Source organism: Solibacillus silvestris (assembly GCF_051967575.1).
In the GTDB taxonomy this organism is placed as follows: Bacteria; Bacillota; Bacilli; order Bacillales_A; family Planococcaceae; genus Solibacillus; species Solibacillus silvestris_B.
This window is the reverse complement of record NZ_JBQCJW010000013.1, coordinates 26,585-40,443: the sequence shown is the minus strand read 5'-3', so window position 1 is coordinate 40,443 and position 13,859 is coordinate 26,585. Positions and strand designations below refer to the sequence as shown.

Below are 13,859 nucleotides of genomic sequence, written 5' to 3'. Positions count from 1 at the left end.
TCGAAATATTATGGGAATTTCCACTTTTTCTGAAAATTTTTACTTAAAATTAACTAAAAAAAACATTTCGCGCCAAATAGCGTAAAATGATGTCTTTTCTTATGTGGATTTTCCAGGGAAACCTATACTTTCTTGTCCACAAAAAAAGACAAAGCCAATTTGAATCAGCTTTGTCTTTTATATTTATCGAAATGAATTACTGTGCAGCTTTAGCACGTAATACCATTTGCAGGATACCGCCATGACGGTAGTAATCTACTTCTACTTCAGAGTCGAAACGAGCTAACGCTTTGAACTCCGTTACATTACCTTCTGGAGAAGTTGCAGTAACAGTTAGGATATCACGTGGTTTAACATCGTCTGTTAAATTAACAGCGATTGTTTCGTCGCCTTTTAATCCTAAAGTATCAGCAGACTCGCCAGCCATGAATTGCAATGGCAATACGCCCATCATTACTAAGTTAGAACGGTGGATACGCTCATAAGATTGTGCGATTACAGTTTTAACGCCTAATAAGAATGTACCTTTAGCAGCCCAGTCACGGGATGAACCCATACCGTAGTCGTTACCAGCTAATACTACTAAGCCAGTACCTTGCTCTTGGTACTTCATGCAAGCATCGTAAATGTACTCAACTTCGCCTGTTGGCCAGTAAGTAGTGAAACCACCTTCTGTACCTGGAGCGATTTGGTTGCGGATACGGATGTTCGCGAATGTACCGCGCATCATTACTTCGTGGTTACCACGACGAGATCCGTAAGAGTTGAAGTCACGGATAGCAACTCCATTTTCGATTAAATACTTACCAGCTGGTGTATCTTTACCGATCGCACCTGCAGGAGAGATATGGTCAGTAGTGATAGAATCACCGAACTTAGCCATTACACGCATTCCAGCTAATGTTTGGATAGCACCTGGCTCTTTAGAAAGACCAGTGAAGAATGGTGGGTTTTGGATGTAAGTTGATTTTTCATCGAAAGTATATAAGTTTTCAGTTGAAGTTTCGATTGCATTCCAAGCTTCGTTAGCAGTGAATACTGTTTCGTATTCTTTTTGGAATAATTCACGAGTTACAACTTTATTTAATACTTCATTAACTTCTTCAGTTGATGGCCAGATGTCAGCGAAGAATACATCTTTACCGTCTGGTGTTTGTGCGATAGCGTCTTTTTGTAAGTCGATATCTACAGTACCAGCTAAAGCGTAAGCAACAACTAATGGTGGTGACGCTAAGAAGTTAGCTTTTACTAATGGGTGTACACGGCCTTCGAAGTTACGGTTACCTGATAATACAGAAGTTACGAATAAATCGTTTGATTTAATTGCATCTTCGATTTCTGGTAATAACGGACCTGAGTTACCGATACATGTTGTACAACCGTAACCTACAGTGTTGAAGCCGATTTGGTCAAAGTAGTCTTGTAAACCTGACTCTTCTAGGTAACCAGTTACTACTTTAGAACCTGGTGCTAAAGAAGTTTTAACCCACTTAGCAGGTTTGATTCCTAACTCAACCGCTTTTTTAGCAACTAAACCAGCAGCTAATAATACGTATGGGTTAGAAGTGTTTGTACAAGAAGTGATGGCAGCGATTGCTACAGCACCTGCTGGAATTTCTACGTCACCTTCTGCAAATTTAGCAGTAGATGTTTTAGAGAATTCTTCTTCTGTTAAACCGAAACCTTGAGTACCTTGTGGAGCTACTACTGATTCACGGTAAACTTTTTTCATTTCAGTTAAAGGAATTAAATCTTGTGGACGTTTAGGACCAGAAAGGTTAGCTTCGATATCCGCAAGGTTAATTTCTAATACATCTGTGTATACTGGCTCTAAGTCAGCATCAAAGAACATGTCGTTAGCTTTTAAGTAAGCTTCAACAACAGCAATATGCTCTTCGTCACGACCAGTTAAACGCATGTAGTTTAATGATTCTTCGTCAACTGCGAAGAAACCACAAGTAGCACCATATTCTGGAGCCATGTTAGAGATTGTAGCACGGTCAGCAAGTGGTAAAGCAGGTACGCCAGGTCCGAAGAACTCAACGAATTTGTTTACTACACCGCGAGCACGTAATACTTGTGTTACTTTTAATGCTAAGTCAGTAGCAGTTGTACCGTTTGGTAATTCGCCAACTAATTTAACACCGATAACATCAGGAATCGGGAAGTAAGATGGTTGACCTAACATACCAGCCTCAGCTTCGATACCACCAACACCCCAACCTAGAACACCGATACCGTTGATCATAGTTGTGTGAGAGTCAGTACCTACTACTGAGTCAGGGAATGCTACTAAACCTTCTTCTGTTTCGTTAACGTGTACGATTGGAGCTAAATACTCTAAGTTAACTTGGTGTACGATACCTGTTGCAGGTGGTACAGCACGGAAGTTATCATAAGCAGTTTGAGCCCATTTTAAGAAGTTATAACGTTCAGCGTTACGTTCGAACTCTAAATCCATGTTCGCTTGTAAAGCTGCTGCGTTACCGTATTTGTCTACTTGTACTGAGTGGTCAATTACAAGGTCAACTGGGATAGCTGGGTTGATTTTAGCTGGGTCTCCACCCATTTCTTTCATTGCAGAACGTAATGAAGCTAAGTCAACTACTACTGGTACACCAGTGAAATCTTGTAATACAACGCGTGAAGGCTTGAATGGTACTTCAGCTTCTTTGTTGTGAGAACCGAATTTTGCTAATTCGTTTACATGCTCTTCTTTAATTACATAGTTGTCATATTGACGTAATACTGATTCTAATAATACTTTAATTGAGTAAGGTAGGCGTGAAATTTTTGCGATACCAGCTTCTTCAAGAGCAGCTAAACGGTAGTAGTTGTAAGTCTTACCGTTCACTTCAAATGAAGCACGACTGTTGTGTAAGTTTGCCATTTTGTGTTCCCCCTAGTTTTTCATAATTGAAAAGGTTGTAAAGCTCTTTTCTCCAACCATAATGATAGCGCATTTTTATACATAAGTAAATTGCATTATTATTATCTTTTACGATAAGTTTTAATTATGACCTATCGGAAATACATATTTATTCTACAATATTATTTATAAATCTTACATTGTTATAAAGTATGATTGTCACTGCATTTTCCAACTATTAGGTAACGCATTTTTTTAGTCATGTTAAACGGAGTTTTATATACGCAAAAAACGCAACTATTATGCCACTAAAATAAAATACTTAATTTAACTTTAACCAGCGTTGTATGAATATTGATATAATACTGCGTAATTTTTCGTTTCGATTGGCGAATTTTAAATAGAAGTACAATGTTTTAGCTAAGTTTAACTGATTGGTTCTTGCCTTAAACCAGTCTGCATCATACCCTCGCTCATATGCCGACATTTGCAATCGATCGAAAAGCTGCTCCAGCCATTCAATAAACAAATCTTCCTCTATATTTTTCAGCAATAATGCTTCAATCACATTACAAAAACGTTCTTCTTCATCATCTGCAAATACATAGCCTTTCCATACATTAGCGCGAATCGCTTGTAATATTTGAGCAGTATAACGAATTGGGTACGCTGGATGTTCAATAATGGCGCATAACAGTTCGCTCGTATGTGCCACGCTATGCGCCCAACCCGAATGCACATTAATATAGCTGCGCAAATCCTGCTCCTTCGTCAACAAGTCAATTGCATTTTCTGTAAGCAATTCAAGCTGCTGTCCAGTTAAATATTCGAGCTGGCGGTCGGCATTGACAATCGCGGCTAAATAGAGGGCCGAGTAGGAACGTTGAAAAACAGAACTTGTCCCGCTTTCGCCGATTTTAAAAAGCAGCCCATTAATAGAAGAAAGTCGATTAACATATTGTTCAATGATATCGCGGCTTAATACATTTTCCGATAACAATTGAATAAATAAGCGGTAATTCAGCTGGTCCCGGAGTGCCGCTTCCTCATGGCCGACCGCCTCCAACAAATCATTCATGACAGCCGGATTGAGCTGTATATATTGTTTCCGGTCTTCCATTGACATTTCTAATAATTGATAATAATCCTCCACTAACAAAAAAACGCCCCCTAAATCATCTACATACAGACATTGTAGAAGACAATACGCATTTTGACTAGGAAGAAACGCAGCAAAAACAATTATTCGTTTAAAAAGGAATGCGTCGAATGCATTCCCGTTACATTCCTTCATCGTAGATCAAATTGTTCACCAACTGCTGTTTCCGGCTTTTTTTAAACTGCCAAATCACAAAGCAAACGCATCTCCCGCGTCGAACAGATCATTTACTTCGATTACTCGGTCCGAAAATTTATGGACGACATTCAAATCAACCGCATTAAAAAAATTCGTCAATACGACCGCTGTGCATTCGAATTGTTTCTGCTTTTTCGACCGGTTGAACTCATCAATAAACGCTGCAGGTAAAAAGCTGGAGCCATCTGTAACAAACAGCAAATCAGCTTCAGTAAATTCGCTTCGCAGCAAAATGTTTAAAGACTCGCGCAGCGGCAACTCGTAATTTGTGCCGCCCCCTAAAAAACTATTGCTGAAATGAATCAAATCCTGTGTCGTAGCCTGGCCCTTTCTGAAAAACTTCACATCACCTACATTTGTTGCGAAAGGAACAATCGCAAAATCTCTTTTCTGTTTTTTGGCTATCATTAAAAGTGCAATGCAAAATGCCTTGCTTTGCTCTTTTATTGTTGTCATTGAGCTGCTTTCGTCGATACAGATAATGATGGGCCCCTTCCCTTTACGGTCTTTTCCGTTCGTATCGAAAATGAGTGTTTGCTGTTCACTGAAGCGCTTTAAAAAATCCAGTTTACTATGCTTCATCATATAATTCCCCAATTCGGCCGGGAGTAATCGGGAAACTTCTTGCCCAAATGAAATATTTTGACATGCCATTGTTTGAGCATGCTTCGCCTTTTGCTTTTTCATCGCGATTTTTTTAAAGCGACCGACTAAATCAGCGATAAGACGCAATTCCTTGCGCTGACCAATCATGGCAGCAAGCTCAAATTGATCAGATAACGGTATATTTTCTATTTTTTTGCCGTCCATCGTGCCGACTGTCACAATCGCCTTTTTCGTGTTGCGGATTTTCCTTTTATTTTCTTGTAGCATCGTACCAATAGACGTTTTCGACAGCTGCTTAATATATGTCTTCATTTGCGGTTCCCGATGTAAAACACTTTGTTCGGCAGATTGCTTTTGCCGTTCATAAATTTGCTCATATCGTATAGCTTCTTTTGGCCCGTTCAATTGTTTCAGACTTTTTAGAAGCTGATCTGCGATACTGATAGAAGTGAGGACACTTAACAGTTCATCCCCTTTTGTCAATTCATGCCACTGCATATATTCCTCGTTTTCCAATAAATGCTTCAAAAAAGTGTATTGCATATCATTAAATTGTTCGGCATTGTCTTTCAATAGTGGTTTTTTATTGTAGAAGGCATACCAGCAGTCCCCGATTAAATTTGTGAAGCCCGCTAGCACTTTCTCCCCTTCCAAACAGCTGTCATTCAATAATTTCGCCATTTTCAAGAGCTCATTAAACCTGCTTTTTTTAATTGCACTTATTTCGAAAACAGATCGACTATAAAAAACAAGTACATTATTTACCATCTGCAATACACCGCCTCTACACGTAAAATCAGTCTGATTCAAGAAAATTAAAATCCGATGACATCCGAAGTTATTCGAAGCAACTGCTTTTGCATTTCAGTTTTTAAGCTTTGTAATTCAGGGCGATTTGGCATTTGGCGGTTCATATTTTGCACTTCTATGAATAATGTCTTTCCTTGCATTAATAATTGACTGAGCTCTGTTTTTGCCAATGTTGTTTTTTGGAGCATCGTGTTTTGCACAGTCATTATAATCGTTTCAAATTCAGTTGTCGTACGATGAATGAATGCTTCCACTGTATCGAAAGCAACCTCATGAATAATTTCTTTTGTGGCATTTTTCTGCTCAACTGTTTCCCATAAAATGTTTGCCAAAATGTTTAAATCTGCTCTAATCACTTCTTTTCTTCCTGCTAAATATGCTTTTGCCTTTAATATTGAAAGCGACTGCTTAAATCTGCGGTCGGATGGTCTTATTCCCTCATCATGCAATGCCTGGCGAATTTTTGCGATGACTTTAAAAATTGCATCCGAAATGGAAATACGGGCGACATTTTGCTGATGATCATATAGCTCGTCCATCGTCATTTTTAAAACTTCCGCATCGCTTTCATCTTTCAGCATCGAAATAAAGGTTTCCTCTCCCCGAATATAATTGACCTCATAGCGAAGCAAAAATCGGTCAAACAATGCTTCTAAACCTTCCCCCTCTTCAATATATTCATTGGAAGAGCCGACAATTGTGAGAAGGGGCGAAGAAATGGGTATGCCATTGTTATAGTAAACCCGCTCATTGATCAACGTAAGCAGCGAATTTAAAATTGCTGAATTCGCTTTAAAGATTTCATCGATAAAGGCAAAATGAGCTTCCGGCAGCATATTCATGATATTGCGCTTATAAATCCCTTGCTCCAAGTCTTTTAATGACAACACCCCGAACAGTTCTTCTGGAGTGCTAAACGGCGTCAATAAATGCTGAAAATACTGGCTTCCATCCACAATTTGCCCGAGCATTGATGATAGGACACTTTTACCTGTGCCGGCGGGACCTATGAACAATATATGCTGCCTTGATAACATGGCGATTAATAATGCCTGAACTTCTTCTTCCCTGTCATAAAAACTTTCGTTAAGTTGTTGCTGTATGATTTGCAACTGTTTAAACATGTTTCGCACTCCTTTTTCGTCCATTCGAGAACCCGTCTTCAATCATCTTATGTAATACTCTCCTTATAACGTTTCACTTCCTTTACGCTTATTAAACCTATCGCTTCTGTTATTCAATCCATTCATTTTGAGGTGAGGAATATTTCCGTTCCGTGCATACTATTTTAAGTAACGGCAACCAGATTATTTCCCGCATGAAATTTTTGAATTTAAATGATTAATTTTGTTATTTTACGTGAACATATTACATATAGCATGTTTTGTAGGAGGAATCGTATGGCGATAATAAAAGTGTCCACTTCTATTTTTTCACTTATAAAAACAGTCAATCGCGCTGTTCAAAAAACTGCAAATGGTGATGAAATTGTCGTTGCTGCTGGCACGTATAAAGAATCTTTAACATTTCACGATAATAGAACGATTGCGGCAAAAAATGCGGGAACCGTTTTCATTGAAGGCACGGTAATCATCGCAAAATCCGCAATTGTCACATTTGAAAACATTACGATTCAACCTGCGGCGCAAATTTTCATTGAAGGCCATTTAATTTTAAAAAATTGTGTCATCCAAGGAGGTTTGTCGAATGTCCTTCTATCGCTTAACGGCGGAATAGCGCATTGCGAAAAAACGCAATTTACCGATGCTTCAGATGTTGCAGTAGCGATGATCCATGAAAGCGAGGCATATTTTGAAGATTGCTGTTTTGAAAATAATGAAAAGGTCCACCTATTAGTGGAAAAGTCCATCATTCATTTGAAAAATTGCACTCTCACCAAAGCAAACCAAGCCATTTGGGTTAAATCAAACGCAAAAGCATACTTAAACAATGTAGAAATTCATCATCATAAAGGCACACAGTTGATCGTTCAGGATCATTCGCTGCTGGAAGCTAATGAATGCAATATTAAATACGGCGAAGGTAATGGTATATATGCATCAGAGCACTCGAAAATTCATCTTTCAAAAACTGCGATCCAACATCACACACTTCCACAGCTATGGCTGCAAAAAAGCGCGCTTGAAATGAATGGTTGCCAAATACAAAATGGAAATGAATCCGGTATTATGCTGCGTGATTTTTCGGAAGCAATTATTAGCGATACGGTGCTGTCCTCCCACAAAATCGCAAATGTCCAATTGACACTCGAGTCATTGCTTAATATGACGAAAAGCGAAGTATACAGCTGTCAAGGTGTCGGTATCCAGTTAAAAGATAAATCAATTGCGAACTTTATCGATACGGTGTTTGCGCAAAATGTGCTGTCACAGCTTTTCATCACGGAAAACTCCATTTGCACATTGAAAAACGCCGTCATTAAAGACGGAAAGCAAATCGGGGTCTTTACCGAAAAAGGGGCATCTTGCTCGATTGTTTCGAGCAAGATTACGGGGCATAATAACGCTGCATTGACAGTAATTGACGCAGAGCTGTTCCTTTTGGACACAACAGTTCACCAAAACAGCGGAAATGGGATTTTAGCGGTAAATGATGCGAAGACGTCTGTTGAAAATTGCCGCTTTCATAATAATGACTTAGCGCATATCGCCGGGAAAAATAATAGTGCCGTTGAGATTTGCCACAGTGAATTTATAGGCGGGAAAAGTATTGTTGTTATGGATCATTGTCAATTGGAAGTAAATGATTCCATTATTAAAGGTGGAACAGGTGTTCAGATTGAGGTTGTTGGCAATACGAATGCGACCATTAAAAAATCGCAAATTAGCGGCGGGCAGGCAAACGGCATTATCGCAATGAAAGATACGACGCTCCATATTATTGAAAGCCATATATTCTCACATAAAATGCCGCAAGTTATCGTTAATGACAGCTCCATCATTGTTAAAAACAGCGAGCTGCTGCACGGCGGCCGAAATGGCTTAATCATTGAAAACAATGCAGAGGCGTTTATCCAGGATTCATTCATTTCCGATCATGCATATACGCAAATCTGGATTGATTCGGATTCATCGGTCGAACTCGTCACGACACAGCTTACAGAAGGTCATGAATCGGATATTTATGTACAAAACAATTCTGTTCTGCATGCATCAAGCTGCATCATTCAAAATGACAAGTTCAATGGTAATATTCAAGCAGTCAATTTCTCGAAAATCCATCTCACTGAAACAATGATAGAAAATTCTTTCGGCTCCAAGTTTTACAGCGAAAACAATAGTCAAATAACTTTTAACTTGGATGAGATAAGCTAGCTTCATTGCTGCCTGTATGTTTCTTAACTGCAGGCAGCTTTTTTCGTGGAACTTTTTACGAAAAACATTCATTTAACGCATCATGCATTTCTTTATTAAATTCTAATAATTAGCGTTTATAGGTTGCATCTGCATTAATTTATGAGAAAATGAATTGTTAGAAAGGAAGTATTCAACTAAGATGACGACGCTACAAAAAATTACACCGAGCTATGATCCATGGGAAGCCTATGTCGACGTGGAGAAACATGGAGGATTAACTTTATCCAATATTGAATTTACGACGACCACATTATGCAATATGCGCTGTGCCCACTGTGCGGTCGGCTATACATTGCAAAATAAAGACCCTGAGGCACTGCCAATGGATTTAATCACGAAACGCCTTGACGAAATTCCACATTTAAAAACACTCAGCATTACCGGTGGCGAGCCAATGATGAGCAAAAAATCTGTTCAAAATTATGTACTCCCTTTATTGAAATACGCACATGCTCGTGGAGTACGTACACAAATCAACTCCAACTTAACAATGGAGCCAGAACGTTATTTACTCATAGCGCCATATTTGGATGTGCTTCATATTTCCCATAACTGGGGCACAATTGAGGAATTCGTCGAGACAGGCTTTGCGATGATGGAGCGCAAACCTACATTTGACCAGCGAGCGGCATTATTCCAGCGTATGATCGACAACTCAAAAATGCTTGCGGAAAATGGGGTAATGGTATCCGCTGAAACGATGCTGAACAAAAAAACATTGCCATACTTGGAGCATATCCATCGTCAAATTATAGACGAAATGAAGTGTGCAAGGCACGAAGTGCACCCGATGTATCCCTCAGATTTCGCAAGTGCCTTAACATCATTATCATTGGAAGAGACGCGGGAAGCGATCCATCATTTGCTTGATGTGCGCGATGAAAATACATGGATGCTGTTTGGCACATTGCCTTTTTATCCGTGCAGCAAATCGGAAAAAGATCAGCAGCTTTTGGACCGTTTGCGTCATGCCAAAAACGTTACATTACGCAACGATCCGGACGGACGCTCACGGCTCAATATTAATATTTTCACAGGCGATGTCATTGTGACCGATTTTGGCGATACACCGGCACTAGGCAATATTTCGCGCGATACATTGCCGGCCATTTTCGATAAGTGGCTCGAAACCGATTTGGCGAAAAGCCTGAATTGCCATTGCCCTGCCGTAAAATGCCTAGGCCCGAATGTCCTCGTGAAAAATATGTATTATCAAAACGAACATTTCATAAGTGGTTCGGCAAAATAAAAACAAGGGGCTGTCCGAAAAAATGGACAGCCCCTTGTTTGTCCATCATCACAATAGCGATTTTCCAATTGATGATGGATTTCTATTTTTATATTTCAATCACTTTCGGCAATTCAGGTATATCGGATACAACATCCGCCTCTGTCAAACTTAATCCGATCAGCCTGTATTTCGTTTCAAAATCCATTTGTGCAAGCAAGTCCTCGGGCTCTGTAAAGTTAAGGCGCTCATATAACGCTTTATGCGTCAAATCGACCGCTGTAATGCATTCAATCGTATTGCGGATATGCCCTTTTTCCTGCTCTGTAATCGGGAGCATGCTGTCCAGTAAACATGGCTGTACTGCATCCTTTAAAAAGCTTTGCGCTTCAACAATACAGTTGAATTCCGCCAGCTTATTGGCATACGATTTAATATATGTCCGCTCGCGTTTGCGCTGCAGATTTAATTCACTCGCTTGATTAATAATTGTCGCAAGACGATTTGCCGCCAACTCATTTAAACGGTTTTGCACGGTATATAAATTTTTGCATACAAATTGTTCATATTTTTCAATAAGCTCAATCTTTTCTTCGCATTGTGCCTGGATTTTATTTAATGTGTCGATGCGTTCAGCAATAAGCGGCGATATTTCCGATTCATCCAATGGAAATGCCAATGATTTTCCTGTTTGCTTTTTAAACTGTTTTTCCAATCGCGCAAATTCCATCGTATATTCAACATGCAATTTACGGTAATCCCGCACATTTTTTTGATACAGACCGGCAATTTCCTCGTATTTTTCCACCGTGGAATCACGTAAATATAGGTCGCTCGCCAGCTTTTGCAATAATTGATACAATGTTTGCACCTCTTTAAATACTTTGCTCACATTTTCATATTCCTCTTCGTATGAGGCGATCAATGCAAAATCGCGCTGCTGGCGAGTAAATTCAAAATCAGTATTGGAGTGATATTGTTCAACATTTTCAAAAGCTGATATGTAAGGCTCCCGTGAAGGTATGGACTCTACTTCCTTGCGCATACGATCCAGCCAATAAATAAATAGTTCGGTAATATGACGCGTCTTTTTTTGCTTATTGCTTATTAATTGGTGCATTAATTGCGAAAGTTGCGTAATGCGGGAATCGATCAATAGCTGTGTATCATTTGTTCTGCGGGCTTGGAGCGCTTGCAATGCCGAAACCGCGACAGCCTCTCCTAAATGTGCACCGTAGCGTTTTTTTTCGGCTTCGATAAACGATTCTGCTGTCCCATCCATTTGATCGATCCCATTTACGACTAAATGCGCGTAAATGCCGAGCGTATTAAGCTTATGTATCAGATTCACTTCTGCTTCCGTAGCTTCGGAACCGCCGCGCAATACCCAAAACACTTCATCTACACGCTGCAATAGGGAATGCGAGAAATAGGCAGTGTTATTTGCGCCTGCTTCAAGGGCCATCGAATCTACAATTGTTACTTCCTTAAGCAAATCATGTTTAATATATACTTCCAAATAATCGATATGCTCACGGATTATTTGTGCGCTTTCAGTATTTGATACAGTTAACAGCTTTAAATTGGAAATATCAAATGTCGCAACCATTCCGTCCAAAAAGACTGCTTTAATGCATTCCTGTTCCCCGTACTTTAAAAACGTATTCGTGCTTGTCGGTTCTAAATTACTATCTTCAAGCAGATTCCGACCAATTAAGCTATTAATCAATGTTGTTTTTCCTACACGTTCCTTACCTATAAAAAGTACTATTGGCTGACTGCTTGCATCATCAATAATCCGTTTTAAACGCGTCGTCGTATCTTTGACATACGAATTTTGCGATAGTATGACATGCAGTGGTTTCAGGCGCTCAATTAACTGTTGCAATGCAGTTTGTTCGTCTAAACTAGTTGGTTGTTCGTTGAAAGGTTCAGTCATCTGTGTAACTCCTTTACCAAGTATAATAGTTCTATTATAAGCGTAGTTATTTTTTCTTGAATATGCAATTTCTTCAAACAGACAAAATTGATTCCTCATACTTAATTTGAAATGTCATAAATAGGTATTAACTCACACAATAAAGTCGCTTCAACGGACTTTTTCAAAACAATATAGCTGTTGCACCCTATTTTTCCCGTGTTATTATAGTAGAAGATTATTTAAAGGAGATTCACTATGTACAATTTACGCAAGCAATGGTTTGGGAACGTACGTGCAGATATATTAGCCGGTTTAGTCGTTGCATTAGCCCTCATTCCTGAAGCGATTGCTTTTTCTATTTTAGCGGGAGTAGATCCGATGGTCGGTCTCTATGCTTCATTTGTCATCGCAGTTACAATCAGCTTTGTCGGTGGACGCCCTGCCATGATTTCTGCAGCAACGGGCGCGATGGCATTAGTAATCGTATCACTTGTAAAAGACCATGGATTACAGTATTTATTGGCGGCGACCATTTTGACCGGGGTTATTCAAATCCTTTTCGGTGTTTTGAAAATCGCCCGATTGATGAAGTTTATCCCGAATGCTGTAATGATCGGCTTTGTCAACTCATTGGCGATATTAGTATTTATTGCGCAAACTCCCCATTTTATCGGTGGTGACTTTTATACTTGGATCTTTCTACTTAGCACAATTGCATTGATTTATGCGATTCCGTTCTTTATTAAAGGCATTCCCGCACCGCTTATTGCCGTCGTTATATTATCGGCAGTGGCGATTTATACGGGCATCCATTTAAACACAGTTGGGGACATGGGCACAATCTCTCAATCATTGCCAGCATTTCTCATTCCGAATATCCCTTTCACCTTTGAAACACTGATGATTATTTTGCCGTATTCGCTCGCTTTAGCTGTTGTAGGATTAGTCGAATCTTTATTAACCGCATCCATTTTGGACGATATGACCGCTTCTGAAAGCGATAAAAACAAAGAAGCACGTGGTCAAGGTATTGCGAATATCATCAATGGATTTTTTGGCGGTATGGCCGGCTGTGCAATGATCGGTCAATCAGTCATCAATGTAAAATCCGGTGCGAGAGGTCGTCTTTCCACATTCATCGCTGGTCTGTTTTTAATGTTTTTAATATTGGTTTTAGGAGATTATGTCGTACAAATCCCGATGCCTGTGCTTGCCGGGGTTATGGTTGTTGTTTGTATTACACAATTTGATTGGCATTCGTTCAAATATGCGGTAACAGCACCGAAAAAGGATGTTTTCGTCATGCTGCTTACGATCGGCGTCGTTTTATATACACATAATTTGGCATTAGGCGTCGTTGCCGGAATTATTGTAAGCGCCCTATTTTTCGTCAACGAAATTTCGCGTGTTGCCATTTTACAGCAAGGCTCGGTTTATTTAGTTAAAGGTCAACTGTTTTTCGCTTCGACCGAAAGTTTTATCGATTATTTTAAAATGCAGAAGATCGGGCAGTCTTCCATTGAAATTGACTTTTCGCAATGCAAAGTATGGGATGCTTCAGCAATTGGCGCATTAATGAAGGTAAAAGATCAGCTGAAAGCGAAAAATATAGAAGTAACTTACTTAAACATTGATGAATCAAGCAAACAGCTGATGAAGAAATTGACAGGAACGACATTAATCGATTAGGA

Annotated in this window: 8 protein-coding genes; 3 read left to right on the top strand and 5 right to left on the bottom strand. The window is 39.5% G+C overall.

Annotated elements, in window-relative coordinates; translation table 11 throughout:
* Positions 1-196 precede the first annotated feature (196 nt).
* The 4 genes from acnA to ACTHOQ_RS10305 form a co-directional block, all read right to left on the bottom strand.
* On the bottom strand, positions 197-2,890 hold the full coding sequence (gene acnA / locus ACTHOQ_RS10320; protein ID WP_440495981.1) for an aconitate hydratase AcnA: 2,694 nt from the start codon (positions 2,888-2,890) through the stop codon (positions 197-199).
* Between the two features lie 301 nt (positions 2,891-3,191).
* Positions 3,192-4,022, bottom strand: coding sequence for a DUF2785 domain-containing protein (locus ACTHOQ_RS10315; protein ID WP_440496036.1), 831 nt, complete (start codon positions 4,020-4,022; stop codon positions 3,192-3,194).
* Positions 4,023-4,217: 195 nt separating this feature from the next.
* Positions 4,218-5,513 carry a vWA domain-containing protein gene (locus tag ACTHOQ_RS10310; RefSeq protein WP_440495980.1) on the bottom strand — a complete coding sequence of 432 codons (1,296 nt, stop codon included), beginning with the start codon at positions 5,511-5,513 and terminating at the stop codon, positions 4,218-4,220.
* Between the two features lie 134 nt (positions 5,514-5,647).
* Positions 5,648-6,766 (bottom strand): AAA family ATPase, encoded by a 1,119-nt coding sequence (locus tag ACTHOQ_RS10305; RefSeq protein ID WP_440495978.1) that lies wholly within the window; start codon positions 6,764-6,766, stop codon positions 5,648-5,650.
* Between the two features lie 276 nt (positions 6,767-7,042).
* Here ACTHOQ_RS10305 and ACTHOQ_RS10300 point away from each other — a divergent pair, with 276 nt between their 5' ends.
* Positions 7,043-8,977, top strand: coding sequence for a right-handed parallel beta-helix repeat-containing protein (locus ACTHOQ_RS10300; RefSeq protein ID WP_440495976.1), 1,935 nt, complete (start codon positions 7,043-7,045; stop codon positions 8,975-8,977).
* 181 nt (positions 8,978-9,158) lie between these two features.
* Positions 9,159-10,268 (top strand): radical SAM/CxCxxxxC motif protein YfkAB, encoded by a 1,110-nt coding sequence (yfkAB, locus tag ACTHOQ_RS10295; protein ID WP_440495975.1) that lies wholly within the window; start codon positions 9,159-9,161, stop codon positions 10,266-10,268.
* Positions 10,269-10,356: 88 nt separating this feature from the next.
* Here the strand turns inward: yfkAB and ACTHOQ_RS10290 are convergent, their stop codons facing one another.
* Positions 10,357-12,186, bottom strand: a complete 1,830-nt coding sequence (locus ACTHOQ_RS10290) for a dynamin family protein (protein ID WP_440495973.1) — start codon at positions 12,184-12,186, stop codon at positions 10,357-10,359.
* A gap of 237 nt (positions 12,187-12,423) precedes the next feature.
* On the opposite strand from ACTHOQ_RS10290, the gene ACTHOQ_RS10285 reads away from it, so the two are divergent.
* Positions 12,424-13,857 (top strand): SulP family inorganic anion transporter, encoded by a 1,434-nt coding sequence (locus ACTHOQ_RS10285; RefSeq protein WP_440495972.1) that lies wholly within the window; start codon positions 12,424-12,426, stop codon positions 13,855-13,857.
* Positions 13,858-13,859 lie beyond the last annotated feature (2 nt).